The sequence below is a fragment of the Alicyclobacillus acidocaldarius subsp. acidocaldarius Tc-4-1 genome (assembly GCF_000219875.1).
Lineage (GTDB): Bacteria > Bacillota > Bacilli > Alicyclobacillales > Alicyclobacillaceae > Alicyclobacillus > Alicyclobacillus acidocaldarius_A.
Genome location: NC_017167.1, coordinates 1,116,905 through 1,143,096 on the forward strand (window position 1 = coordinate 1,116,905; position 26,192 = coordinate 1,143,096).

A 26,192-nucleotide genomic window follows, 5' to 3' on the forward strand; every position below is an offset into this window, starting at 1 on the left:
AGGATAGCGATGCTGTTGATGATCGACAACTTTGACTCGTTCACTTACAACCTCGTTCAATATTGTTTGGAATTGGGTGCTGACGTCGTTGTGCGCCGCAACGATGTTTCCTTGGAAGAACTGAAGGCGCTGCGGCCCGCAGGGGTCCTGGTGTCTCCCGGCCCGTGTTCCCCGCGCGAAGCGGGTGTGTCGGTGGACGCCATTCGATACTTCGCGGGGCGCGTGCCTCTGTTGGGCGTGTGCCTAGGCCATCAGTCCCTCGGGTACGCATACGGAGGCAAAGTCGTCCGCGCGCGAGAACCCGTTCACGGAAAAACCTCGATGATTCTCCACAATGGCTCAGACCCCTTGTTTCGAGACATCCCCTCTCCGTTTCGGGCCACGAGATATCACTCCCTGGTCGTGGAACGCGAGTCGCTTCCCGACGCGTTCGTCGTCACGGCCGAGGTAGACGGCTACATCATGGCCATGCGCCACCGGCCGACGGGCGCGGTGGGCGTGCAGTTTCACCCGGAGAGCATCCTGACCGACCACGGGAAGACCATGATCCGCAACTTTTTGGCGGACGTGGCGTGATGGCGAGACGGAGGGGATTTCACGATGAGACAATCCAACCTTTCCGCGGAGATGAGCGTCGATCCGTATTATCTTTACCTCTCGCTCCGCGATGACCTCGGCCCTGGGCGCGTCTTTTTGCTCGAGGCTGGGCGAGAAGACATTCCGAGCGATTATCAGATGAGCCTCATCGGCATGGCGCCGCTCGTCGAGGTGCAGGTGCGCGATCACGTCGTCAGCGTGTTCACTCATCCAGATCTCGCGGCTCACCTGTTTTCCATCGCGCGGTCGGCCGGTGTCGAGGTTCCGCGCGCGCCGTATCCGTGGGAGAGCGTGGTCGGCGGGAACGTCATCCACGTGCAGGCCCAAGATCCCATGGCACTCCTCGACAGGATTCGCTCGGCGCTGTGCGAGCTCTTGTGTGGCCCGGACGGAGAGCCGTTCAGCGCCGGTTTTCTCGGCTACGTAGCGTATGACGCCATCCGCTACCTGGAGCGCGTGCCCATGACGGCCGAGGACGACCGCCATCTTCCCGAAATCCGCCTGCTCTGGCACGCGGCCGTCGCGCAGTTGTCGGGCAGCACGGTCACGGTGTTTCGCCAGGATGACGCGCCGGTGTTGCGCGCGGATCCAAAACTCGCTCAGGAACTGGACGAGACGGAGCGGCGCATCGCCACGGTCTGCCGTGAGGGGCTTGCGGTACCGCCCGTTCTGGACGAGATGGCGGAAATCGGTGCGGACGATCCCGTCATCACCTACGACGTCCCGAAGGACATGTACTGCCGGAATGTCGAGATCGCCGTCGAGTACATTCGGGCGGGCGACATTTTTCAGGTGGTTCCTTCCACCCGCATGCAAGTGCGCGGCGGCTTGCCGCCGCTCGCCGCGTACGATCGCCTGCGGCAGCTCAACCCGTCTCCCTACATGTTTGTGGCGGAGTATCCCGGCATGGTGCTCTATGGGGCGAGCCCGGAGGTGCAGTTCCGCGCGCTCCGCGGGCGGGCGGAGATGAAGCCCATCGCCGGGACGACGCGCGGCCGCGGATCATCTCCAGAGGAGGACGCTCGCCTCGTGGCGGAGTTGAAGCAAGATGCCAAGGAGAACGCGGAGCACGTCATGCTTGTGGATCTGTGTCGGAACGATCTCGGCCGCGTCGCCAAGCCGGGGACCGTCGCGGTGCCGGAGCTGATGGTGGTGGAGCGGTACTCCCACTTGTATCACCTGGTGTCCCGCGTTACCGCGGAACTCCGCGACGACGTGAGCGTGTTTCACGCGCTCCTGACCACCTTTCCAAACGGTACCTTGTCTGGAGCGCCCAAGATTCGGGCCATGGAGATCATCGACGAACTTGAGCCGTATCGGCGCGGGCCATACGGAGGATTCATCGGGATGGTCGACGCGTGGGCCAATGCCAACACGGCCATCTTCATTCGGAGCGTGGTGGCCATCGGGGACGTGCAGTACGTGCAGGTGGGTGCAGGCGTCGTCTACGACTCGGTGCCGGAGCGAGAGTGGGACGAATGCCATTTCAAAGCAGGGGCCATCCTAGACGTTTTGACCGGCCTGCGCACCAAACCCATTCCAGCAAAGTGACGCCCGAATCGCGCATGCGGATGGCGCGGGTGTGAGTTGACAATGAGTTCGTCGCCCGCGCCGCTTGGCTTGGTTAGTCCCCAACTCGCGCGAAAAGGGCTGTCCCAAGGCGCCTTTGCACCTTCGAGACAGCCCTTCTCCTTTGGCGCGTCCGGAGGGATTCGAACCCCCGACCTATGGCTCCGGAGGCCAGCGCTCTATCCACTGAGCTACGGACGCAAGCGACAATGTGTATCATAGCAGGGCGATGGGGAGAATGCAAGCCGTCCAGCGACAATCGCTGGACGGCGCGGTGGCGCTTCCACAGGGCTTGCCTTGGCACTCGCTTTAAAGGCTGCTCGATTCGTCGGCATCGTAGGGCTCATGGTATTCCTCGTGCATGACAGGGCCTTGTGCCATGGGGTGATGAGGGGCGTAGCCGTACATGGGACCCGTTTCGATGACCTCGTCATACTCGGTGTACGCCACGGTCGCGACCGGCGCGGGTGCGGGCGCTGTGTGGTACACGCCGACGCCCGCCGGCACGAGGAGAAAGAACAGCACGAAAATCACCAGGAACACCACAGCCCATCGGGTGTATCCGCCAAATGCACCCATGCGAACATCCCTCCTTGCGAAGTTACTGCATGAAATGATGGGACATCGGCCCGGCGATACGGGCATTCGCACAGAGCCCGCAATCTGGGCTCGAGTGTAAATTAACGGAAGTTGCCCTTCGAATCCTCCATTCGCTATACTGAATATCAATACAGAATGGAGGATGTTTATACATGTCGAACGTGCGGGTCGGGATCGTGGGTCCCACCGGATATGCCGGCATGGAACTGGTGCGCCTCGTCGCGGGACACCCGCGTATGACCTTGGTGTACTTGGCCGGATCGGGCGCTCGAACGGGTCCACTTGATGCGCATCTGCCCCATCTGCATGCGCTGGCTGACGCGCTGCCGCCTGTCGAGCCCCTGGATGTCCAAAAAGCCGCGGACTTGTGCGATCTCGTCTTCGTCGCACTGCCCTCCGGGGAGTCGGGACGAGTGGCGTGGGAGATTGTGCAGGCTGGACGCGATGGCGGCGTCAAGGTCATTGACCTGTCCGGGGATCTCCGGCTTCCGCCGGAGGAGTACGAAGCGTGGTACGGGAAGCCGCCTTTGCCGCGAGAGGCCATCGCGCAAGCGTGCTACGGCTTGCCTGAGCGCCATCGCGAGTCGATTCGGGAGGCGTCGCTCGTGGCGAACCCCGGGTGCTACGCGACGGCCTGCGCCCTCGCGGTCTTGCCTCTGGGGAATCTCCTGGCGGACCTGAAGGGGCCCATGGTGTTCGACGCCAAGTCCGGCGTCACCGGCGCAGGGCGTGCGCCGAAGGAGCACCTTCACCTCGGCGAGCTCGCGAACGACGTGTATCCGTATCGGGTGGGCCAACATCAGCACACGCCTGAAATCGAACGGGCGCTCGGCGGCGCGGTGCGCGTGCTCCTCACGACGCAGCTTCTGCCGGTCCCACGAGGGATTTTGGTGTGCGCGTACGTCCCCATTCCGCCGGACGCAGCCCCCGTGGTGTATGATCGGTATGTGTCGTTTTGCGAAGGCGAGCCGTTTGTACGGTTGCTGCCAGACGGCGAGATGCCGCACATCAAGGCCGTGAACGGGACCAACGAGTGCCACGTGGCCGTGCGCTGGGATGAGCGATCGCGACTGCTTCAGGTGTTCACGGCCATCGACAACCTCGGGAAGGGCGCAGCGGGGCAGGCCGTCCAAAACGCCAACTTGATGTTTGGTTGGCCTGAGCGAGAGGGTCTGAATCTCGTCCCGCTGTGGATGTGAGGTGAGATGGGCGTGATCGTCATCAAGCTCGGGGGGTCCCTCCAAGGGGGCGCCGACACGGCGCTCGCAGGCGCCGTGCAGGAGGCCAGGCGAAGAGGATGGCCAGTGGTGTTGGTGCATGGCGGCGGGCCGCGCATTTCCAAGCGGCTTCGGGACGCGGGCATTGAGCTCCCTTTTGTGAATGGACTGCGCCAGACAACCGACGAAGCCATGCCGCACGTGATGGCCGCGCTCGCCGAATGCAATCGCGACATCGCGGAAACGCTGGCCCGGCGCGGCGTGCCCGTGGCCGCGTTGGCGGATGGCGAGATCGTCGTGGCGAAGGACGTGGGGCGGCTTCGCACGGGGGACGTGGCCGGCGTGCGCGTCGATCCGATTCAAGCGGCGGTGTCATCGGGGCGCGTGCCGGTGATTGCGCCGTTCGGCCGCGACGCCGCGGGGCAGCCCTACAATATCAATGCGGACCATGCTGCAAGTCACATCGCGCGCGCACTCGGCGCGACACGGCTGGTGTTTCTGACCGACGTGCCGGGCATCTACCGCGACTTTGAAGCGGGCGATCTCCTGCTCGATACGACGCCGGATGAACTGGAAGATCTCCTCCAGGCAGGCGCGTTCAACACGGGCATGATTCCCAAGGTGAACGCCGTGCTACACGCTGTTCGGCACGGCGTGCGCGAAGTCTGGGTGGTCGACGGGCGGGACCCGGAGGCTGTGCAGATGGCCGCATTAGGAACGAGCGAGAGGCGAGCCCGTGGGACGAGGCTTGCCGTGCAAACCGAAGGAGTGACGGCATGAAGACGGCGTTGGGGCAGTTGGCGGACCAGGTCCTGTTTCAGAACTACGGCAAGCGAGATATCGCCCTTGTCCGAGGCGAGGGCGCGTATGTGTACGACGACGAGGGCAGGCGGTACCTCGATTTCACGGCGGGGATCGCCGTGTGCAACCTCGGCCACGCGCATCCGGGCGTGACCGAGGTGATAGAGCGGCAGGCGAGGACGCTCTTGCACGTCTCCAACCTGTTTCTCATTGAGGGTCAGGTCGAACTGGCGGAAAAGTTGACCCGTTTGGCGGATCGCGGAACGGGGCCGTATCGGGCCATGTTCGTGAACACGGGCACGGAGGCGAACGAAGGAGCCCTCAAGCTCGCCCGGCGATATCAGTACGTCAGCGGGCATCCCGAGAAGATCCGCGTGGTGGCGCTGCCCAACAGTTTTCACGGTCGAACGATGGGCTCCTTGTCGGTGACGTCCAACCCCAAGTACCGCGAGGGCATGACGCCGCTTGTGCCCGGCTTTGAGGTGGCGGAGACCTATGAGGGCGCCGTGGAGATGCTAGATGAGCACACGGCGGCGTGCATCGTCGAGGTCGTGCAGGGCGAGGCGGGCGTGCGGCCCGTCGACAACGGCGTGCTTCACAGGTTGGCGGCCCGCGCGAAGGAAGTGGGCGCGCTCTTCATCGTGGACGAGGTCCAGACCGGTGTCGGGCGAACCGGGCGTTTCTTCGGATTCGAGCACTTTGATCTGTCGCCGGACATCATCACCATGGCGAAGGGACTGGGCAATGGAATTCCCACGGGAGCCATTCTGGCCAAACAGCATGTGGCGGACGCGTTTACGCCTGGCATGCACGGATCGACCTTCGGCGGCAATCCGTTCGCGATGGCGGTGGCCAATTATGTGGTCGATGTGGTGCGCGATCCGGCCTTCCTCCAACGCGTCCAGCGGGTGGGCGAGGCGCTTCGACGCGTGCTCGAAGCGAACTTCGACGGCGTGACGGGCCTGGGCCTTATGTGGGGGTTTGACGTGGACGACGCCTCGACGTGGCGCAAGCGCGCCGCGGAGCGCGGGCTGCTCGTGACCGCGTGCGGGCCTCGGCGCATTCGCGTCGTTCCACCACTCATCATCGACGAACAGCACGTCGAAGAATTTGAGGCCATCGTCAAAAAAGTCGGCCGCGCCTGACGAGGGGCGCGGCCCACGTGGTTTGGTCTTTCGCAATTGCGCTGAATTTGCTATAGTATTCTTGCGTTGGCGCTGCAGGTGATCAGGCTTCCTTCGCCTGTTTCAACGGCTGGAAATGGCGCGTATAGTAAACCATCGCGACTTCATCGCAGTGATAGAACTTGTTACAGTAGATGCAATCCTTCCACACTTTATGCGGCAGCGTTTCCTTCCGCACGACGTGAAAGTTCAGCTTCTCAAAAAATCGGGTCTGATACGTCAGAGAGAGCACCTGCGCGATGCCGAGGTCTTCCGCCTCTTTTAACAGCGCTTTGACAATCTGACTGCCCACGCCTTTCCCGTGCGCTTCAGGCGCAACAGCGAGCGAACGGATTTCAGCGAGATCCGTCCACAGGACGTGCAATCCCCCAACACCGATGACGCGCCCATCTTCCACTGCGACCGTGAAGCACTGCAGATGCTCACAAAGCGATTTGATGGTGCGCGGCAGCATCAGTCCCATGTCGGCAAAGTGTTGAATCAGTCGTTGCATATCTTCGACGTCCGCTGAGGTCGCCTTCCGGATGTCCAACGCGGCTCCTCCTCTCCCGTTGCACTCATGTTATAACACGGGATGGCATGATTATTCAAGAAGTCGTATAATGTTTCATAGCCGTTTCGGATCGCCCGTTGCTCGTTGGCTGTACACGAAGACTTGACGCGCAGAGAGATAGAGTGTCAAAATATTGTGCTAAAAAGGAGTGGCACAGGTGGAACTGGAGAAGTTGACGACCGACCTGCAGCGCGAATACGATGCCTGCGGAATTTTTCGCAGATTGAGAAATCAGGACAACCCTCGTACGACACGGTTCGAAACGGATTGGACGCCCTTCGCGCTATGCGCCACCGGGCGGGATACGTCAATAACGAAGGAGACGGGTGCGGTCTCCTGTTGGACATTCCAAGAGCGCTGTGGGCTTCGCGGCTCGAGAGCCTCGGGCAATCAGGGCGGCTCGTCCACGAACCGGGCTTTTGGGTGGGTCACTTCCTGTTGGAGAAGGAAGTGTCTCAGGAGCCCATTCTGCGCGTCTTGACTCATCATGGCATGGAGCCGGTCGCGGTTGTCGAGGATCATGTGGATGAATCCGTGCTCGGCCCGCTTGGCAAGAAGGTCAAGCCGCACTTCCTTCAGATGGCGGGGTGCCTGCCTCATCGGGACGACGCGCGCGTGTTTGCGGCGTTTGCCGAGATCGACGAGTTGCCGGGCGTCCACGTCGCCTCCCTTTCACATGATCAGGTCGTGTACAAGGTCGTGGGCAACGACGAGACGCTGTATCGCTTCTACAAGGATCTGCAAAATCCGCTTTGCCGATCCGCATTCGTGATTGCGCACACGCGGTATTCCACGAATACGACGACGTCCTTCCCGCGCGTGCAGCCCTTCTCTTGCCTCGGACACAACGGGGAGATCAACACGATTGCGCGGTTTTACACGGAGTCGAAGATGATTGGCGTGCCGGTGCGGCCAGAGTTCAGCGATTCGCAGATGGTCGACAGGACGCTTTGCGCACTCGTGGCGACGCGCGGCTGGTCGCTGTTCGAAGCTGCGGAGCTGCTGTTTCCGCCCATCATTCATGAGATCAAGTCGATGCCAGAAGAATTGTCGGACTTGTACATGTATTACCGGTCGCTCTGGGGGCCGTTTGCGCAGGGACCCGCGGGCGTCATGATGCGCTACGGCAACGCCGCGGTGTTCAGCGTTGACGCGCTCGGCCTCCGGCCTATGTGGCAGCTCGAATCGGACACGGCGTATTACTTCTCCTCGGAGCAGGGCATTGTCCCGCTCGACATCTGGACGGCTGAGCCTAAGCCGCTCGCGCCAGGGGAGAAGGTGGGCGTGCGGTGGAGCGAGACGGGGGTCAAGATCTACACGTACGACGAGCTGCAGCTCGAGGTCTTGGAACTCGCGAAGCAGCGATTCAACTTTCGCGGCGAGCACCGCAATCTCCATTTTGCCGTGCCGTACGGCGTGAGTCAGGACGTCGCGCATGCGAAGCGGGACGCGAAGCCGCTCGATATTCGCATGCTGGCGTTTGGCTTCCGCGACGATGATCTCAAGCTCATGGATCAGGAGATCCAGAGCGGGGCAGAGCCCATCAAGTCGCTCGGTTTCGACAGCCCCATTGGCGCGCTGTCGGAAGAAGCGACCCTGCTCTCCGATTTCCTGCATGAAACCGTCGCCGTGGTGACGAACCCGGCCATCGACCGCGAGCGCGAGATCGAGCACTTCAGCACGCGTTGCGTCCTGGGGCGTCGGCCCTCGTTCGATGGGCTGTATCAGGAGGCGCCGCGCGTGGAGGTTCAGGCGCCCATCCTGCTCGAGGGTTTGCCCGAGTCGTACGGCGTAGCGTACGACGAGATTCAAAACCTGGCGCACCGGTTCGGCACCGTCTGCTACGAAGACGCGTTGGCCATGCTGCGCACGAGCCCGAACGGGACGGCGGAGATCTTGATTCACCGCCGCGACGGCGAAAGCGTGCCGGAGGCGTTGGAGCGCTTTTCACTCGAGGCGCTGGAAGCGGTACAGGCGGGGGCCAACGTCATTGTGTTGGATGATCGCCTGCAATTTCGCCGCGGGCCGCACATCGACCCGTTCCTGGTGGTGTCGGCGGTTCACCGCGCGCTCTTGCGGCCGGCGGCCAAGGAGAAAGGCGAGCATTTGCGCCGGCGCACGAGCCTGATCTTGCGCAGCGGCGGCATCCGCAACCTGCACGACATCATGGTATCCCTCGGGCTCGGTGCAGACGCGGTCGTGCCGTATCACATGTGGGAATACGCGGCGAACAAGGGCGGACTGCACGCCATTGAGAACTTGTACAAGGCGCTGACAAAAGGCATCGAGAAGGTCATCTCGACCCTCGGCATCCATGAGGTCCGCGGGTACGAGCGCCTGTTCAGCGCCATCGGCTTGGCGGACGAAGTGGCCGAGCACCTCGCCATCCCGAACTTCTGCGGCTCGCAAAAGGCTGGATTGACGTTCGCGCGGATGGAGGAGATGTCCGAGCTGCGGCGCACCTGGTACGAAGCGCAGGACCGGAAGAGCATCCGGCCCAACCGGTTGTTCCAATTGTATCCGCGCATCTGGAAGACAGCGGGTTCCGTGGCGGACGGCGAATTGCCGTACGAGGAATTTGTCGCCAAGCTGCAGCAGTTTGAGACGGATAACCCGATTTCCATTCGCCACCTGCTCGGGTTCCGGGAGGACATCGAACCGGCCGAGGGCGAGATCGACACAACCATTGACGGCCACGCCTATCCGATGGTCATCAGTTCGATGTCGTTCGGGTCCCAGAACGAGACGGCGTACCGCGCGTACGCGGAGGCGGCGTACCGCATGAACATCGTCTGCCTGAACGGCGAGGGCGGCGAGATCAAGGACCTGCTCGAGAAGTATCCGCGCAACCGAGGCAGACAGATTGCGTCGGGCCGATTCGGCGTCAACGCGGACCTTTGCAACAACGCGTACGTGCTCGAGATCAAGATTGGCCAGGGCGCGAAGCCGGGCGAAGGCGGACATCTGCCTGGCTCCAAGGTGACCGCGCAGGTGGCGGCGGCCCGCAATGCGACGCAGGGCGTCGACCTGATTTCGCCGTCCAACAACCACGACATCTACTCCATTGAGGACTTGGCGCAGGTCATCTACGAGCTCAAGGAGATCAACCCGCTTGCCAAAGTGGCGGTCAAGGTGCCTGTGGTGCCGAATATCGGGACCATCGCCGTTGGCATTGCGAAGGCCGGGGCGGACATCATCACGCTGTCCGGCTTCGACGGGGGCACGGGCGCGGCACGGGCGCACGCCATTCGCCACGTCGGCCTGCCGATGGAAATTGGCGTCAAGCTGGCGCATGAGGCGCTCTGCGAAGCGGGACTCCGCGAGTACGTGGAGCTCTGGGCGGATGGCGGCATGAAGTCGGGGCACGACGTCATGAAGGCCATCCTACTCGGCGCCAACCGGGTGGGCTTCGGCACCATGGCGATGGTCGCCATCGGCTGCACGGCTTGCCGCGCTTGCCACAAGGACACGTGCCACGTCGGTATTGCGACGCAGATGCACGATCTCGCCGAGGCGCAGGCGAAGGGGCTGAAACAGTTTGAGCCCCAGGATTTCGACCGCGCGGTCTCGCAACTGGTGCGCTTCTTCTCCGAGGTGGGCAAGCATGTCGAGGTGCTCACGCGCAAGCTCGGCGCGAAGCGCACGCAGGACCTCGTCGGCCGGAGCGATCTGCTGGTGAACCTGCGCGAGGACGCTCGGCTCGACACGTCGTGGCTGCTTCGGGTCCGCGAGGAATACCTGGGTCAGGGTTGTCACATCCGCTACCGCACGTTTGAAGAGGCGTATGGCGACGTCATCCAGGACGTGGCAGCCGTTGGGGCGGCGACGGGTACGGACGGCGTCGTGACGGCAGTGGGATCCAGAGTGACGTCCATCCGAGCCGTGCCGCGTGCGCTCGGCACGAGGCTGTCCGGGGAGAGCATCCGCCAGAAGCGGCGCGGTGAGGTGGGCCCCATCGTTCACGAGGGCGTGGCGGGCGCCGGATTCGCGGCTTACCACACCGAAGGCATGGTGTCCGTGGCTTTGGGTGGCGCGCAGGATGGCGTGGGCAAGGCCGCGTTCGGCGGCAAGATTGTCGTCCTGAAGGGCCAGTGTGCCGATGGCGTCTGGCGTGGCGGCTCGGTCGGCAAGGGCTTGGCGTACGGTGCGGCCAAGGGGCTCTTCATCATCCAGGGCAACGCAGACGCGCGAGCCTGCATCCGGTTGTCTGGCGCAGACGTCGTCATCGGCGGCGAAATGGAGGCCCCGGTGCGCGGCGACCTTTCGCACATCGCCAACCGCGCGAACATCAAGGGGTTCGCCTTCGAGTACATGACGGGCGGCCGCGCGGTGGTGTTGGGCGATCCCGGCCCGTGGATCTGCTCGGGCATGACGGGCGGGCGGGTGTACCTGCGGCACGATCCGGAGATGGGCCTGGACGAAAAGGCGCTTCGGCGGCGCATTGCCAAGGGCGCGAAGGTCGCGCTCCGCGTGATCGACGCGCAGGGCCGGAACGACATCGTCGAGCTTTTGGGCGCATACCAGCTCGAATTGCGCCGTTACGGCCAACACGAGGAGGCGCGCCGGCTCCAGAAGCTCATCGACAACCCGTCGCTCCACTTCCTCATGGTCGAGCCCGCGCACGAGATCACGGATCAGGACATCGCGACGGAATAAAGATTGATGCATGGGCGGCCGTCCCTCTGGGACGGCCGTTCGACTGTCCGGAGGCCTATGCGGATACGCGCCATAGCCGGAGTTGATAGATATACAGATTCGTGTATAATGATGCAAGGACGATCAACTGACGCTTCCTTGACGGTACACGGACGCACAGAAATACATCGCTCGCGAAAGAGCGGAGAGGAGTTTCGGCTGTGGCAGTGTGGGATATGAAGAACGCCCTTGGACGCGGATCGTCGACTGTCGTGCCGCTGGGTTCCAACTATCTGTCGGTTCGGCTGCAGAATGCGCTCTGGTCCTGCCATCGCGTCATGGCGGGCAAGGACCTGCTTCATTTCAGCGATCTGTCCGGTGACGATTTGCGCAATCTCGTGCATCTCGCCGAGTTGCTGAAAGAAGCGCAAAAGTCGCGGTTCACGCACACCCTTCTCGCCGGCAAAACGCTCGGCATGATCTTTGATAAATCGTCGACGCGAACCCGAATCTCGTTTGAGGTCGGCATGTTGCAGCTCGGAGGCCACGCCCTGTTCCTGCCCGGGAACATGCTGCAGACCGGGCGCGGCGAGCCGATCTCCGACACGGCGCGGGTGATGTCGCGTTACCTGGACGGCGTGATGATCCGGACGTTCCGCCAGCAGGACGTCGAGGAGTTCGCCAAGTACGCGGATATTCCTGTGATTAATGGATTGACTGATGAATTCCATCCGTGCCAGCTGCTCGCGGACGCGCTGACCATCCTCGAGCACAAGGGGCGGCTCGAAGGCATTACGGTGGCGTTCATCGGAGACGGCAACAACCTCGCTCATTCCTGGCTGCAGCTCGCGCCGAAGCTCGGCATGAACATCCGCGTGGCGACGCCCCCAGGCTATCAGCCCATGCAGTGGGTCGTCGAAGAGGCGAAGTTGCACGCCGTCCAGCAGGGGACGGAGGTGCTCGTCACGACGGATCCGGAGCGGGCCATCGAGGGCGCGGACGTGGTATACACCGACACTTGGGTGTCGATGGGCGATGAGGAAGAAGCGGAAGAGCGTCTGAAGCACTTCGAGGGGTATCAGGTGAACGAGAAGCTGTGCGCCCTCGCGAAACCGGACTATGTGTTCATGCACTGTCTGCCCGCGCACCGCGGCGAGGAAGTGTCGCCGGACGTGATCGACGGGCCGCACTCCATCATCTTTGATCAGGCGGAAAATCGGCTACACGCGCAGAAGGCGGTGCTCGCCGCCACCATGGCGGATGCCAGCGCGTTTGGGGAGGATATGTGATGGCAGAAAAGCTCGTGCTCGCCTACTCGGGCGGACTGGATACCTCGGTCTCCATCCCGTGGATTCGGGATCACTACGGCTATGACGTGATTGCGATGTGCGTGGACGTCGGCGAAGGCAAAGATCTGGACGCCACGCAGGCGAAGGCCATTCAGGTGGGCGCAATCAAATCGTACAAGATTGATGCGAAGGCGCAGTTTGCGGAGTCCTTCATTCTGCCGGCGCTCAAGGCAAACGCCCTATACGAGGGCAAGTACCCGCTCGCCTCGGCCTTGTCGCGCCCTCTGATTTCGAAGCTGCTCGTGGAGGTGGCCGAACGCGAAGGCGCGGTGGCGGTTGCGCACGGCTGCACGGGCAAGGGGAACGATCAGGTCCGATTCGAGGTGTCCATCCACGCGCTGAATCCGAACCTGAAGGTGATTGCGCCGGTGCGCGAGTGGGGGTTCACGCGGGACGAGGAAATCCGCTATGCGAAGGAGCACGGCGTCCCCATCCCGGTCGATCTCGACAATCCCTACAGCATCGACGCGAACCTCTGGGGCCGCGCGATTGAGTGCGGCGTGCTCGAAGATCCGTGGCAGGAGGCGCCGGAGGGCGCGTTTTTGTGGACCGTCTCGCCGGAAAAGGCGCCTGACGAGCCCGAGGAAATCGTGATCTCGTTCGAGCAGGGCAAGCCGGTGGCCTTAAACGGCGAGCCGCTTCCGCTCGTCGACCTGATTCACCGGGTGAACGAGATCGCCGGGCGGCACGGCGTCGGCCGGATCGATCACGTCGAAAACCGGCTCGTCGGCATCAAGTCGCGCGAGGTGTACGAGTCGCCCGCGGGCAAGGTGCTCATCATGGCGCACCAGGAGCTGGAGCACCTCACGCTGACCAGGGAAGTGCTGCAGTACAAGATGGGGCTCGAGCTCGAGTACGCGAAGCTCATCTACAACGGGCTCTGGTACTCGCCGCTCAAAGCGGCCTTCGACGCGTTCATCGACGAGACGCAAAAATACGTGACGGGCGATGTGCGCGTGAAGCTGTACAAGGGCCACGCGCAGGCGACGGGCCGCAAGTCGCCGTATTCGCTCTACCGGCACGATCTCGCCACGTACGAGACGGGCGACAAGTTCGATCACGGCGCGGCGGTCGGGTTCATCCGCCTGTACGGGCTGCCGACGACGGTGTACGCCACGCTGCATGCGGGCGAGGAAAAGCCGACGAACCTGGGCGATGACGCCTACTCCGTGCTCGGCGACGAGGTGGAGGCCAAGGCATGAAGCTTTGGGGCGGACGCTTCAACGAAGACACGAACCAGCTTGTGCTCGAGTACACGGCGTCCATCTCGTTCGACAAGCGCCTGTTGCCCTACGATATCCGCGGTTCCATCGCGCACGCGAGGATGCTCGGCCAGACCGGCATCCTCGCGCCGCATGAGGCGCGCGCCATCATCGACGGGCTCGAATCGCTGCTCGCGGACTACGAGGCGGGCAAGCTCGAGTTTCGCCTCGAGGATGAGGACGTGCACATGAATGTCGAACGGCTGCTCACGGAGCGCATTGGCGACGTCGCGAAGAAGCTTCACACGGCGCGGAGCCGGAACGATCAGGTGGCGCTCGACATGCACCTGTGGGCTCGCGACGCGGTGGACGAGCTTTTGGCGGGGGTCAAGCGCCTCGAGCGCGCGCTGCTTAGCGCGGCCGAACGCCATTTGGACGTGATTGTGCCTGGATTCACGCACCTGCAGCGGGCCCAGCCCGTGCTCTTCGCCCATCACCTCCTGGCGTACGTGTGGATGCTGGTGCGCGATGAGCGGCGACTGCTGGCGCTGAAGGACGAGATCGACATGATGCCCCTTGGCGCCGCGGCGCTCGCGGGCACGACGTTTCCCATCGACCGGGAGATGGTTGCGGAAGAGCTGGGCTTTACGCGGCTCTACGAAAACTCGATGGATGCGGTCTCGGATCGGGACTATCTGCTGGGCCTACTCTTCAACTGCGCGACCCTGATGACGCACCTATCCCGCCTCGCGGAGGAGATGGTGCTCTGGTCGAGCGAGGAGTTTGGCTGGATTGAACTTTCGGATGCCTACGCGACGGGTTCGAGCATCATGCCGCAGAAGAAAAACCCGGACGTGCCGGAGTTGGTGCGCGGGAAGACGGGCCGTGTGTACGGGCACCTCATGGGCCTCCTGACCGTCCTCAAGGGCTTGCCGCTTGCGTACAACAAGGACCTGCAGGAAGACAAGGAAGGCGCCTTCGACGCGGTCGACACGGTAGTGCCGGCGCTCGAACTCATGGCGGGCACGGTCGAGACGATGAAGGTGCGCCGAGAAAGGCTTCAGCACGCGTTCGCGCGCGATTTCTCGAACGCGACCGATCTCGCCGACTACTTGGTGCGCAAGGGGCTTCCGTTCCGGGAGGCCCACGAGGTGGTCGGCCGGCTCGTGTCGGACGCGCTCGCGAAGGGGACGAATCTGGCGGGATTGTCCCTCGAAGAGATGCAAGCGAGATCGCCTTTGATTGACGAGGACGCGTACGAGGCGCTCGATATCGCGCGCGTCGTGGAGGCTCGCCAGTCGCGCGGCGGCACTGCGCCGTCTGCGGTGCGGTTGCAGCTCGTGCTCGCCAAGGAGGCCGTCGAAGGGCAAGGCTGAGGGCGTCTTGGCCCTCGTGGCGCTCGCAGCCGCGGAGCGTATAAAGTTTGAGTAGGGGTTGTTCTCGGGAGGATTTTCCGGGGACAAAGAGAAGAGACCTCACTGAGCACAAAAACAACCCGCGTTCGGAGCGCGGATGAAGAGGTGAGGTCTCTCATGTTGGATATTCGTGATGGCGCGGCGGGTTTCCTGCCGCTGTGGATGAATCTGTTGTGGTTGTCTGAGCATCCGTGCGACTTCGCGATTCTTGAAGAGAGGCTCATGAGGTCCTTCGGCGAATTCATGAGGGAAATGGTTCCGCGCTTGCTCGAAGCGTGGGACGAGAAGCTGGCGGCGGAGCGTGACCGAAATGAGTGGGAACTTATTCAGCGTAAACCACGGACGGTCGTGTCCACCCTGGGAGAGATCACGTATCGTCGGCGTTACTACCGCAATCGAAAAGACGGGCGAACGTCGCTTCCTGTTGGATGAGGTAGCAGGGTTCGAACCCCGTCGTCGATTGAGCGGGAAGTTAAGAGACCAAGCTGTGGCGTTGGCTTTTAGATGTGTCGTACCGGCGCGCGGCAGAGATTCTACAGACTTGGGTGCCGGACATCAGCGCGATGGCGATTTGGCAAGAAGTGCAAAGGCTCGGAGGGGAGAAGCGCGTCCGAGCGGAGCTGGAGCGGGAGAAGGTGTTCGAACAAGGAGACGCTCCGGGAGGGAGACGCAAAGCCGAGACACTCTTCGTGGAAGCGGATGGCGTGTATGTCCGAGGGCGCAGGGAGGAAGAGGGCCAGTCACACTTCGAATTGAAGGTGGCCGTGGCGTATGAAGGCAAGCAGGAACAAGGGCGGGAACGGCGCGCCCTGATGAATCGACAGGTGGTCGCGGGGACTGAGGAAGCTGAACGCTTCTGGGAGGAAGCGGTGTCCTCTTTTTGGGCGCGTGTGGGATTGGGCCAGCGTGAAACGATGTTGGCTCGGCGCGGACGGGGCGGAATGGGCGAAGAAGGGCGTCGGAATGCTCCCTGGGGGCTCGATATCGATTGGATCCCTTTCACCTGCGGCAGGCGATGGTTGCGGCCTTGGGACGGGAGACGCAGGCCTACCGGAAGGTATGGGATGCGGTGAGAACCGAGGAGTGGTCGCGGGTAGAAAAGGTGCTGACGAAGATGGAGAAGCAAAGCGAAGGGCGAAGAAGCAGCGTATCTCGAAGCTGAAATCATACATGGAGAGAATTGGGCAAGGCATTGTGGGCGATGATGATGTGGTGAGTCTGGGTGCAATTGAGGGCCAGGTGTTCCACCACGTGGCGCGACGGATGAAGCGCCATGGGGCACGTTGGAGCAAGCCAGGGGCGGATGCGTTAGTGCGGCTGATTGCAACGCGCGCCAATCACGAGCCTCTGCGGGCCAACACGCCTTCTCGTTCGGAAATGCAGGCGGAAGTGCCGGTGAAGACAAAGCCAGTGAACGAGGCGGAAATCGCGAGACGGGTCGAAGAAGCGGCGACTTGGCTGGAAAAACACATGCCAGCATTGGTCGGTCCGCATGCGGACCGACCATGGGTGAAGTACGTGCTTCGTGAGCTCGCCAGAGTTTCAGCCACGGTTGCCTGACTCAACCTAAGCGGTGAGGTCCTCCCCTACGACAACTTGACACGGACGCAGCCGCGCTCCGGCTTCCGCCCTGGCTCAGAGATCAGGTAAGATAGACGAAATGGCGCCATCATGGAGATAAGGAGTGGAGAAGGTGCTCGTCGTACAGAAATATGGCGGCACGTCCGTGGGATCGACGGAGCGGATCCGGGCCGTGGCGGACCGCATCGCCCGGACCCGCGCCGAGGGGCACGACGTGGTGGTGGTGGTCTCCGCTATGGGCCACACCACCGACGAGTTGGTCGATCTCGCCGGAGCCATCGTGGACAGGCCGGATTCTCGGGAGATGGATCAGCTCCTCGCGACAGGGGAGCAGGTGTCAGCGGCGCTTTTGGCCATGCGGCTCATCTCGCTCGGCGTGCCGGCGAAGTCGCTCACAGGTTGGCAGGCCGGGATTGCCACCGAGCCGGTGCACGGCAACGCCCGCGTGGCGAGAATCGACACGGCGGCGCTGAGGGCGCTTCTGGCGCAGGGCGTCGTGCCGGTGGTGACGGGATTTCAGGGCATTGCGGACGGCGAGGTCACGACGCTCGGGCGCGGCGGATCGGACACCTCGGCCGTGGCCATCGCGGCAGCGCTCGGCGCGGATCTCTGCGAGATCTACACCGACGTCGAAGGCGTGTACACGACGGACCCGCGCGTCGTGAAGACTGCGCAAAAGCTCGCGGCCATCTCGTACGACGAGATGCTCGAGCTCGCCAACCTCGGTGCCCAGGTGCTGCACCCGCGCGCCGTGGAAAACGCCAAGCACTTCGGCGTGAAGCTCGTCGTGAGGTCCAGTTTTACGGAAAGGGATGGGACACAAGTCGTGGCGGAGAATCAGCTGGAAGGCCGCCGGGTAGTCACCGGCATCGCGTTTGAACGCCAGGTGGCGCGCATCGCCGTCGTCGGCGTGCCCGTTGAGGAACACGCGCTTGCGGCCATCTTCTCGGCGCTGGCCGATCGCGGCGTGAACGTGGACGTGATTGTCCAGAGCGTGGTGGACGAGCAGGCGGTGGACGTGTCGTTCACGGTGCACGAGAGCGATCTCGACAAAGCGGAGCAGATTGTGGCGGAGTTGCAGCCCAAGATTGGCTTTAAGCGAATCGAGAAGGAGTCGCCGCTCGCGAAGGTGTCCATCGTGGGCGCGGGCATGATCTCGAACCCGGGCGTGGCGGCGCAGATGTTTGTGGCGCTTCGCGATGCCAAGGTGCCGATTCACATGGTGACCACCTCGGAGATCAAGGTGTCGTGCGTGATTCCGGCCGACTTGGTCGAGGTGGCGGTGCAGGCGCTGCACCGGGCGTTTATCGAGGCGGAAGCCGTGACGCCCTTGACCCATGCGCGATAGTTTTTATAGTCAGAACTGTGAGCCAAGATGATAGAGAAGCTGTCGCATGACTGGCGGATGACGTGGGTGACCACGGGGGAGTGCGACAGTGGAAGAGCCGGCCGCCTGGGCACTTGTACGCGCGTCTCGCGCGGAGTGACTAGGGGCCGTTCATTGTACTTATGGAGTGGTGAGAGAGAACATGGCGACCAAGATCTTGGTGACGGACGACATCTCCCAGGCGGGCATCGACATCCTCTCCGGCCTCGAGGGCGCGGAGGTCGTCGTCAGGACGAACCTCACCCCGGACGAGCTGAAGGAGGCCATTGCCGACGCGGACGCCCTCGTGGTGCGTTCGCAGACGCGCGTGACGGGGGACGTGATCGAGCGTGCGAAAAAGCTCAAGGTCATCGGCCGCGCGGGCGTCGGCGTCGACAACATCGACCTCGAGGCGGCCACCCGCCGTGGCATCCTGGTCATCAACGCCCCAGATGGCAACACCATTGCGGCGGCGGAGCACACCTTCGCGATGATGATCAGCCTTGCGCGGCACATCCCCGCGGCCCATCGGGATCTCCTCCAGGGCAACTGGAACCGCAAGAAGTGGATTGGCGTCGAGCTTCGCGGCAAGACGCTGGCCGTGCTCGGCATGGGCCGCATTGGCACCGAGGTCGCGAAGCGCGCGAAGGCGTTCGGCATGACCGTCCTCGGGTATGATCCGTTCCTCACGGAGGAGCGCGCGCAGAGCCTCGGCGTGAAACGGTGCGATCTCGACACCGCCATTCGCGAGGCCGACTTCATCACCGTGCACACGCCGCTCACGAAAGAGACGCACCACATGATTGATGCAGGCCGGATCGCCCAGATGAAGGAGGGCGTGCGGATCATCAACTGCGCGCGCGGCGGCATCATCGACGAGATGGCGCTCGCGGAGGCGCTCGAAACAGGGCGCGTGACGGGCGCGGCCATCGACGTGTTTGAGCAGGAGCCGCTGCCGATGGATCACCCGCTTCGCCGCTGCCCGAACGTCGTGTTGACGCCGCACCTCGGCGCGTCGACGGTGGAGGCGCAGGAGAACGTGGCGATTCAGGTGGCGGAGGAAATCGTGCAGGTGCTTCGCGACGACACCTTCGAGCACGCGGTGAACCTGCCGAGCTTGAGCCAGCGCCAGAAGGAGCGGCTCGCACCGTACCTCGCCCTCGCGGAGCAACTGGGACTTTTTGCGGCGCAGCTCGCGCAGGGCGCGCCTTCGAGCATGACCGTGCGCTACGCCGGCGACGCTTCCGATCCGGACGGCGGCTACCTCACCCGCACCGTGTTGAAAGGCTTCTTCAGTTTCCAGTACGACGGCGAGGTCAACTACGTCAACGCGCTGCGGTACGCGGAAGACGCGGGCCTGCGCGTGCAGGAGGTGCGCGAGTCGCGCGGCCGGGTGTACACGAACGAGGTGGAGATCTCGGTCGCGACGGACAACGGCACCCACCGCGTCACGGGCACGGTCCTCGGGGAGTATGGGCCGCGCATTGTCGAGCTCGACGGGTATCCCATTGACACGCCCATCGAAGGCATTCTCATTTACACGCGGCACGAGGACCGGCCCGGCATGATCGGCCGCATCGGCACGCTCTTGGGCGATCGCGACATCAACATCGCGGGCATGCAGGTGGGCCGGCGGGAGACGGGCGGAGAAGCGGTGATGCTCCTGTCGGTCGACAAGCGCGTGCCCCAGGACGTGATCGACGAGATCGCGAAGCATCCCGGCATTCGGCTGGTCAGGGCCATCGAACTGTGACAGGCGGGCGCAGGCGCACATCGGCGCCCTTGAGAGAGATCTGCTGAAGGAGTGGAGACCGTGAGGCGGGTGGACAACTTCAATCCGGGCCCGGCGGCGCTGCCGCTCGAGGTGTTGGAGCAGCTGCGCGAGGAGCTCATCGACTTCCGGGGCGCGGGCATGAGCGTCATGGAGATGAGCCACCGCAGCAAGGAGTACGAGGCCATTCACAACGAGGCGCAGGCGCGGCTTCGGCGACTGCTCGGTATTCCCGACGATTACCGCGTGCTCTTTCTACAGGGCGGCGCGAGCCTGCAGTTCGCCATGATCCCGATGAACTTTTTGCGCGCAGGCCATCGCGCCCTGTACGTGCTGACCGGCGCGTGGTCAGAAAAGGCGCGGGACGAGGCGGTGCGATTCGGCGAGATTGCCGTGAACGACTGGGCGACGAAGGGCGGCTATCGGGACATCCCCGAGGCGATTCCGGAGGACGACGGCTCGTTCCGCTACGTGCACATCACGTCGAACAACACCATCTACGGCACGCAGTGGCCTGCGCTGCCGAAGACCGCCTCCCCGCTTGTGGCGGACATGTCGAGCGACATCCTCTCGCGGCCGATTGAGGTGTCGGATTTTGCGCTCATCTACGCGGGCGCGCAGAAGAATCTCGGGCCGTCGGGGGTCACCGTCGTGATCGCGAAGGACGCGTTTTTGGCGGAGGCCAACTCGGATCTGCCCGCGATGTTGCGCTACAGCACGCACGTGAAGTCGAACTCACTCTACAACACGCCGCCCACGTTTGCCATCTACGTGATGGAGCGGGTGCTCGCGTGGGTGGAAGAGATGGGCGGGCTCGCGGCCGTGGCGGAGCGCAACCGGAAGAAGGCAGCGCTCGTGTACGAGGCCATCGATGGTCATCCGCACCTGTACCTCGGCCACGCCGAGAAGCGGGCGAGATCGCAGATGAACGTGACGTTCCGGCTCCCGAGTGAGGAGTTGGAGCGCGCGTTCTTGAGCGAGGCCGCGGAGAAGGGGTTTGTGGGCCTGAAAGGCCATCGGAGCGTGGGGGGCTGCCGCGTGTCGCTGTACAACGCGGTGCCCATCGAGGCCGCGGAGCGGCTCGCGCAGTTCATGGACGACTTTGCCCGCCGGCATTGAAGCGAGGAGGACGGGATGTTCAGGACGATTTTGTTCGATGTGGACGGCGTCATGCTGAGCGAGGAGCGGTATTTCGACGCGTCGGCGCTCACCGTGCATGAACTCTTGACGAGCCCGCGATTTCTCGGCCTGTCCTCCGTTTCGCCGGCCTTCTCCCCGGCGCCTGCCGAGGAGGCCATCCGCGCCATTCGCCGCGACGTGTTTCGCGACGATGCGGTTCTCGAGGGCCTGAAGAACATCGGCGTGAATGCCAACTGGGACATGGTGTACTTCGTGTTCGTGGCGGAGTGGGTCGCGGCGCTCGAGCACGCGCGGGAGGCGTCCGCGGAGGTGGTCGATCGCGCCCGGTCCGTTCTCCGGGAGGGCTTTTCGGAGGCCTCGCTTCGCGCCATCGGGGAGATGCTGCGGGAGGCGCTGCCCGGGTACGTGATCGCCTGGAAGGGATACGACGCGCTGTACGAAGGGGCTTCGTCGCGGTCGGATTTGATGGAGCGGGCGCGGGCGGCGCTCGCACGGTATGCCCCGGAGGCCGACGCGCACGCGCTCTGGCAGGTCGGCCAGGAGACGTTCCAGGAGTGGTATCTCGGCGACGCGTACACCGGCAAGGCGACGGGCAAGGCGGGCTTTCTCACGAGCGAATACCCGATTGTCGATCCGGCCGCGTTCGCCGCGCTGCTCGCGGATCTGAAGGCGGCGGGCGTGACGCTCGGCATTGCCACCGGGCGGCCGGAGATTGAGACGCGCGTGCCGCTTGAGCACTTCGGCTGGCTCAAGTATTTCGATCCGGCACGCGTCACGAACGCCTCGGACGTGGTGGCGGCGGAGGAGCGCGCGCCGCACGCGCGGCCGCTGTCCAAGCCGCACCCGTTCTCGTACCTCCGCTCGCTCATGGGCGAAGCGGACGTCGAGAAACTCCTACAGGTCGAGCTTCCCATTCCGGGCATCCGTGGTGAGGTGCTCGTAGTAGGGGATTCCATCGCCGACAAGCTCGCGGCGGACAGGCTCGGCGCCTCGTTTGCCGCCGTGCTGACGGGGCTCGAGGGCCAGGCGGCGCGGCCGAAGTTCGAGCGGCTCGGCGCGGACTTCATCCTGAACGACGTGCTGGAACTGCGCCGGGAGTTGAGCCTCGCGCCTGTGGAGTGACGGCCCGGTCCCGCCCACGGTAAGGCGAGGAGGCGGCGAGCAGGTGGCGTCGCCCTTTTTACGCGACGGCCTACTCGGGGCGGGGGCGTGTGCAGACGGCAGTGTTTTGCATTCCGGGAGACGCCTCCTGCGGGTGTGGCTTGGGCGGTGTGGCGTTTGGGCGGGGCGGCCGCTGCGTGGGGTGTCGGGCCCGCCCAAGCCCGGACCCGGAGGCGCGCAGCGAGCGTCGTGCGCCGATACAAGAGGGGGCGCACATTGAGAGTGTGGATGACATCCAGCGGACCTCTCAGTCTGCGCCCGATGTCCCAAATGAGAAATGAGCGTATAAAGTTTGAGTAGGGGGTGTTCTCGGGAGGATTTTCCGGGGACAAAGAGAAGAGACCTCACTGAGCACAAAAACAACCCGCGTTCGGAGCGCGGATGAAGAGGTGAGGTCTCTCATGTTGGATATTCGTGATGGCGCGGCGGGTTTCCTGCCGCTGTGGATGAATCTGTTGTGGTTGTCTGAGCATCCGTGCGACTTCGCGATTCTTGAAGAGAGGCTCATGAGGTCCTTCGGCGAATTCATGAGGGAAATGGTTCCGCGCTTGCTCGAAGCGTGGGACGAGAAGCTGGCGGCGGAGCGTGACCGAAATGAGTGGGAACTTATTCAGCGTAAACCACGGACGGTCGTGTCCACCCTGGGAGAGATCACGTATCGTCGGCGTTACTACCGCAATCGAAAGACGGGCGAACGTCGCTTCCTGTTGGATGAGGTAGCAGGGTTCGAACCCCGTCGTCGATTGAGCGGGAAGTTAAGAGACCAAGCTGTGGCGTTGGCTTTAGATGTGTCGTACCGGCGCGCGGCAGAGATTCTACAGACTTGGGTGCCGGACATCAGCGCGATGGCGATTTGGCAAGAAGTGCAAAGGCTCGGAGGGAGAAGCGCGTCCGAGCGGAGCTGGAGCGGGAGAAGGTGTTCGAACAAGGAGACGCTCCGGGAGGGAGACGCAAAGCCGAGACACTCTTCGTGGAAGCGGATGGCGTGTATGTCCGAGGGCGCAGGGAGGAAGAGGGCCAGTCACACTTCGAATTGAAGGTGGCCGTGGCGTATGAAGGCAAGCAGGAACAAGGGCGGGAACGGCGCGCCCTGATGAATCGACAGGTGGTCGCGGGGACTGAGGAAGCTGAACGCTTCTGGGAGGAAGCGGTGTCCTCTTTTTGGGCGCGTGTGGGATTGGGCCAGCGTGAAACGATGTTGGCTCGGCGCGGACGGGGCGGAATGGGCGAAGAAGGGCGTCGGAATGCTCCCCTGGGGCTCGATATCGATTGGATCCCTTTCACCTGCGGCAGGCGATGGTTGCGGCCTTGGGACGGGAGACGCAGGCCTACCGGAAGGTATGGGATGCGGTGAGAACCGAGGAGTGGTCGCGGGTAGAAAAGGTGCTGACGAAGATGGAGAAGCAAAGCGAAGGGGCGAAGAAGCAGCGTATCTCGAAGCTGAAATCATACATGGAGAAGAATTGGCAAGGCATTGTGGCGATGATGATGTGGTGAGTCTGGGTGCAATTGAGGGCCAGGTGTTCCACCACGTGGCGCGACGGATGAAGCGCCATGGGGCACGTTGGAGCAAGCCAGGGGCGGATGCGTTAGTGCGGCTGATTGCAACGCGCGCCAATCACGAGCCTCTGCGGGCCAACACGCCTTCTCGTTCGGAAATGCAGGCGGAAGTGCCGGTGAAGACAAAGCCAGTGAACGAGGCGGAAATCGCGAGACGGGTCGAAGAAGCGGCGACTTGGCTGGAAAAACACATGCCAGCATTGGTCGGTCCGCATGCGGACCGACCATGGGTGAAGTACGTGCTTCGTGAGCTCGCCAGAGTTTCAGCCACGGTTGCCTGACTCAACCTAAGCGGTGAGGTCCTCCCCTACGACAACTTGACACGGACATGAGAAATTTTGTGCTTGCAGAGTCGGCAGAATGCTGCTATGATAACAATCGTCGTTTGGCTCCATTGAGCGAATTGCGGAGAGATGTCCGAGTGGTCGAAGGAGCACGATTGGAAATCGTGTAGGCGGTCAACGCCGCCTCGTGGGTTCGAATCCCACTCTCTCCGCCACGATTTCCGCGGCGGCGTAGCTCAGTTGGTCAGAGCACACGGTTCATACCCGTGCTGTCGGGGGTTCGAATCCCTCCGCCGCTACCATATGCCACCTTGGCTCAGGGGTAGAGCAGCTCACTCGTAATGAGCAGGTCGTCGGTTCGAATCCGACAGGTGGCTCCATAAGAAGCCGCAGGCGCGGCAAGGGAGCGAGGCTCCGAATCCGAATGGGTCGGGGCCTCGATTTGTATTTGGATAGCTTATGGAGTCTGCCCACGTCTCAAATCGCTTCGCTCTAGGGGCTTCGTGTCCGGGATGGTGAATGGTCACAATTGTGAGCGGTTGCGAGACACTACCCTGAATCCGTGACAGGGCCGATGGAAAGAGGCTGATGTGTGTTCTCGCAAGCCCCTTCACTGCGATTTCACGGATGTACATTCAATTTTCTTAGGGATTGTGAATATCGGTTGGAGCCAGTGCGGCGAAAAGGCAGATGTCCCCCCTGGACTCGTGAATGGTTGGGTTCGGTTTCCATGTCAGGTCATATGCAGTGTCTTTGCTCGACACAGTTCACGTTACGCAAAGGCCAAGTACAATCGCCGAAATGCCGGGAGCCATCGATTCCCGTACCCCAATTTCAGCTTGGTCTGTCTGGCGTGTCGCACCATCTTCGCAGCCAGTGTCATCAGGTTCTGAATCACAGTCCGGATCCGGCGACGTTCTGCCTTTTTTCGTAGCGGCGCATCATTTCGCTTCAGACTCTCCTGGCCGATCACTCGCAGCAGATTGTACGCCACGCATACAAAGTGCAATACCAAGTTGTTCGTGGCGAATTTACCCGAGGGCAGCCGCTCGGCGTCCAGATCCGTCTTGATTTCGCTGTGGAACTGTTCCATCACGGCGTGGTCGTGATACAGGCGAATGATCACAGCCGGGTCATCCGGCAGTGAGGTCCAGTAGGCGCTGACCTCAATGTCCGGTACCAATAAGATTTGGCCGTCGGCCGTCATGGTCCGTTCGATAACTTCGAACACCATGCGAACTGGTTCGGATACACCCTTGACGGGACACATCAGCGAACCATGATATACCTTCTTGCCGGGACGAGGTTCATGACATGTCCCGTGTCGCTGGGCAATCACAAGCCAGGCCTCGGGGCTCTCCTTTCGCAAGTTGCGCTTGATGATGAACTCGGCCCTGCTGTCCTGGGAGCGACACACGGCGATGTTTTCTGCACTGTCATTGCCGGCATCCAGACGAACCAGAAGCGGGAGGTCCGTCACCTGCCTTGCATACTGAATACTCTCCCGCAGGAAAGTCGACGTGCCCTTTTGTACGTGGGTACTGCCTTCACGCAACTGGACATTGACCACGTAGCCCTCTTGGCCAAGGTAAGCAAAGATGGGAGCATATCCGTCGTGCCCCTTGTATGTACGGGACACGCCTTCCTTCTTCGTGCCGGAATTATCAAAGGGACTGACGTCGATATCCAGCGGGATGTAAGTTCGACGCTCTGCAGGCACGCCCAGTTCAATCGGATGCAGAGTTACATCGAGGGCTCTCAGGAGCCTTGCGGACTCTTCCCGGAGAATGGACTCCCAGCCGGATTTTCCGGCAACCATGTCCAAACGCTGGCGCAGCGTCGGGCTCGAAGGCACGTTGTCTACTTGCAGTGCGATCATGAAAAACTCGTCATCTCGAAACGCTTCGATGTGGTCGAAGTCGGTCTTGCCTTGGCAAAGCAGCCCGATGTATGAGTATGCCACGTCCCGGTTTGAAATATCCGGTTTGCCCATACCAGGCAGGCGGGTCTGATTCAACCGCTCGCCGATTCTGGTTTTATCAAGCAACACGCCGACAAGGGTCATTCCCGAATGCGTGACGATGACTTCATCGGATTCTTCAATGATGAAACGCAAGTGGTTCACCCCGATGGTGAAGAGGGATTGAATACAGCCGATATCCGAACTATCTCAATTCTACAGGACCAACCACGAGCGCTTCAGCAAT

16 protein-coding genes, 4 tRNA genes, 2 pseudogenes and 1 riboswitch are annotated in these 26,192 nt (G+C 62.6%); of the genes and pseudogenes, 18 read left to right on the forward strand and 4 right to left on the reverse strand.

What is annotated here, in order from left to right; genetic code table 11:
- The first annotated feature begins 9 nt into the window (after positions 1-9).
- Together TC41_RS05185 and TC41_RS05190 are read left to right on the forward strand one after the other, a co-directional pair.
- Positions 10-576, forward strand: coding sequence for an anthranilate synthase component II (locus TC41_RS05185; RefSeq protein WP_014463965.1), 567 nt, complete (start codon positions 10-12; stop codon positions 574-576).
- A 24-nt stretch (positions 577-600) separates the two neighbouring features.
- Positions 601-2,148, forward strand: coding sequence for an anthranilate synthase component I family protein (locus tag TC41_RS05190; RefSeq protein WP_014463966.1), 1,548 nt, complete (start codon positions 601-603; stop codon positions 2,146-2,148).
- 143 nt (positions 2,149-2,291) lie between these two features.
- Here TC41_RS05190 and TC41_RS05195 read toward each other — a convergent pair.
- Both TC41_RS05195 and TC41_RS05200 read right to left on the reverse strand, forming a co-directional pair.
- Positions 2,292-2,367: transfer RNA gene (locus TC41_RS05195), tRNA-Arg, on the reverse strand.
- Positions 2,368-2,475: 108 nt separating this feature from the next.
- Positions 2,476-2,745, reverse strand: coding sequence for a hypothetical protein (locus TC41_RS05200; RefSeq protein ID WP_014463967.1), 270 nt, complete (start codon positions 2,743-2,745; stop codon positions 2,476-2,478).
- A 173-nt stretch (positions 2,746-2,918) separates the two neighbouring features.
- On the opposite strand from TC41_RS05200, the gene argC reads away from it, so the two are divergent.
- The 3 genes from argC to TC41_RS05215 are packed head-to-tail and all read left to right on the forward strand — an operon-like array spanning position 2,919 to position 5,929.
- Positions 2,919-3,965 (forward strand): N-acetyl-gamma-glutamyl-phosphate reductase, encoded by a 1,047-nt coding sequence (gene argC, locus TC41_RS05205; RefSeq protein WP_014463968.1) that lies wholly within the window; start codon positions 2,919-2,921, stop codon positions 3,963-3,965.
- A gap of 6 nt (positions 3,966-3,971) precedes the next feature.
- Positions 3,972-4,763 (forward strand): acetylglutamate kinase, encoded by a 792-nt coding sequence (gene argB, locus TC41_RS05210; protein ID WP_014463969.1) that lies wholly within the window; start codon positions 3,972-3,974, stop codon positions 4,761-4,763.
- Positions 4,760-5,929 (forward strand): aspartate aminotransferase family protein, encoded by a 1,170-nt coding sequence (locus TC41_RS05215; RefSeq protein ID WP_014463970.1) that lies wholly within the window; start codon positions 4,760-4,762, stop codon positions 5,927-5,929. The genes argB and TC41_RS05215 overlap by 4 nt, the downstream gene beginning before the upstream one ends.
- An 82-nt stretch (positions 5,930-6,011) precedes the next feature.
- On the opposite strand, the gene TC41_RS05220 is transcribed toward TC41_RS05215, so the two are convergent.
- Entirely contained in the window at positions 6,012-6,500 is a 489-nt protein-coding gene (locus TC41_RS05220) for an N-acetyltransferase (protein WP_014463971.1), read from the reverse strand.
- A 306-nt stretch (positions 6,501-6,806) separates the two neighbouring features.
- Here TC41_RS05220 and TC41_RS05225 point away from each other — a divergent pair, with 306 nt between their 5' ends.
- From TC41_RS05225 to TC41_RS05295, 13 genes and pseudogenes are all read left to right on the forward strand, one after another.
- Positions 6,807-11,177, forward strand: a complete 4,371-nt coding sequence (locus tag TC41_RS05225; RefSeq protein WP_308727038.1) for a glutamate synthase-related protein — start codon at positions 6,807-6,809, stop codon at positions 11,175-11,177.
- Positions 11,178-11,377: 200 nt separating this feature from the next.
- Positions 11,378-12,445 carry an ornithine carbamoyltransferase gene (gene argF / locus TC41_RS05230; RefSeq protein WP_041695076.1) on the forward strand — a complete coding sequence of 356 codons (1,068 nt, stop codon included), beginning with the start codon at positions 11,378-11,380 and terminating at the stop codon, positions 12,443-12,445.
- Complete coding sequence (locus TC41_RS05235; RefSeq protein WP_014463975.1) at positions 12,445-13,707, forward strand: argininosuccinate synthase; 1,263 nt, start codon at positions 12,445-12,447, stop codon at positions 13,705-13,707. The genes argF and TC41_RS05235 overlap by 1 nt, the downstream gene beginning before the upstream one ends.
- Positions 13,704-15,083: an argininosuccinate lyase gene (gene argH / locus TC41_RS05240; RefSeq protein WP_014463976.1), complete on the forward strand. Its 1,380-nt coding sequence runs from the start codon at positions 13,704-13,706 to the stop codon at positions 15,081-15,083. The genes TC41_RS05235 and argH overlap by 4 nt, the downstream gene beginning before the upstream one ends.
- A 156-nt stretch (positions 15,084-15,239) precedes the next feature.
- Positions 15,240-16,682 (forward strand): annotated as a pseudogene (locus TC41_RS17020) (ISLre2-like element ISAlac1 family transposase).
- A gap of 133 nt (positions 16,683-16,815) precedes the next feature.
- Positions 16,816-18,051 (forward strand): aspartate kinase, encoded by a 1,236-nt coding sequence (locus TC41_RS05250; RefSeq protein WP_041695715.1) that lies wholly within the window; start codon positions 16,816-16,818, stop codon positions 18,049-18,051.
- 36 nt (positions 18,052-18,087) lie between these two features.
- A riboswitch (ZMP/ZTP riboswitch) is annotated at positions 18,088-18,169 on the forward strand.
- A 63-nt stretch (positions 18,170-18,232) separates the two neighbouring features.
- On the forward strand, positions 18,233-19,822 hold the full coding sequence (serA, locus tag TC41_RS05255) for a phosphoglycerate dehydrogenase (protein ID WP_014463979.1): 1,590 nt from the start codon (positions 18,233-18,235) through the stop codon (positions 19,820-19,822).
- A 60-nt stretch (positions 19,823-19,882) separates the two neighbouring features.
- Complete coding sequence (serC, locus tag TC41_RS05260) at positions 19,883-20,959, forward strand: 3-phosphoserine/phosphohydroxythreonine transaminase (RefSeq protein WP_041695716.1); 1,077 nt, start codon at positions 19,883-19,885, stop codon at positions 20,957-20,959.
- Between the two features lie 15 nt (positions 20,960-20,974).
- The gene (locus tag TC41_RS05265) at positions 20,975-22,102 is read left to right on the forward strand and encodes an HAD family hydrolase (protein WP_014463981.1); all 1,128 of its coding nucleotides are present in this window, start codon (positions 20,975-20,977) and stop codon (positions 22,100-22,102) included.
- 440 nt (positions 22,103-22,542) lie between these two features.
- A pseudogene (locus TC41_RS15695) lies at positions 22,543-23,982 on the forward strand (ISLre2-like element ISAlac1 family transposase).
- A gap of 126 nt (positions 23,983-24,108) precedes the next feature.
- A tRNA-Ser gene (locus TC41_RS05285) sits at positions 24,109-24,200 on the forward strand.
- Between the two features lie 10 nt (positions 24,201-24,210).
- A tRNA-Met gene (locus TC41_RS05290) sits at positions 24,211-24,287 on the forward strand.
- Between the two features lie 3 nt (positions 24,288-24,290).
- A tRNA-Thr gene (locus TC41_RS05295) sits at positions 24,291-24,365 on the forward strand.
- Positions 24,366-24,757: 392 nt separating this feature from the next.
- On the opposite strand, the gene TC41_RS05300 is transcribed toward TC41_RS05295, so the two are convergent.
- Positions 24,758-26,110, reverse strand: a complete 1,353-nt coding sequence (locus TC41_RS05300) for an IS1380 family transposase (RefSeq protein ID WP_014463112.1) — start codon at positions 26,108-26,110, stop codon at positions 24,758-24,760.
- Between the last annotated feature and the right edge of the window lie 82 nt (positions 26,111-26,192).

Coding starts and splice junctions, on each gene's coding strand:
- TC41_RS05185 (WP_014463965.1), top strand. CDS start 10: ATGCTGTTGATGATCGACAACTTTGACTCGTTCACTTACAACCTCGTT.
- TC41_RS05190 (WP_014463966.1), top strand. CDS start 601: ATGAGACAATCCAACCTTTCCGCGGAGATGAGCGTCGATCCGTATTAT.
- TC41_RS05200 (WP_014463967.1), bottom strand. CDS start 2,745: ATGGGTGCATTTGGCGGATACACCCGATGGGCTGTGGTGTTCCTGGTG.
- argC (WP_014463968.1), top strand. CDS start 2,919: ATGTCGAACGTGCGGGTCGGGATCGTGGGTCCCACCGGATATGCCGGC.
- argB (WP_014463969.1), top strand. CDS start 3,972: ATGGGCGTGATCGTCATCAAGCTCGGGGGGTCCCTCCAAGGGGGCGCC.
- TC41_RS05215 (WP_014463970.1), top strand. CDS start 4,760: ATGAAGACGGCGTTGGGGCAGTTGGCGGACCAGGTCCTGTTTCAGAAC.
- TC41_RS05225 (WP_308727038.1), top strand. CDS start 6,807: ATGCGCCACCGGGCGGGATACGTCAATAACGAAGGAGACGGGTGCGGT.
- TC41_RS05235 (WP_014463975.1), top strand. CDS start 12,445: ATGGCAGAAAAGCTCGTGCTCGCCTACTCGGGCGGACTGGATACCTCG.
- argH (WP_014463976.1), top strand. CDS start 13,704: ATGAAGCTTTGGGGCGGACGCTTCAACGAAGACACGAACCAGCTTGTG.
- serA (WP_014463979.1), top strand. CDS start 18,233: ATGGCGACCAAGATCTTGGTGACGGACGACATCTCCCAGGCGGGCATC.
- TC41_RS05265 (WP_014463981.1), top strand. CDS start 20,975: ATGTTCAGGACGATTTTGTTCGATGTGGACGGCGTCATGCTGAGCGAG.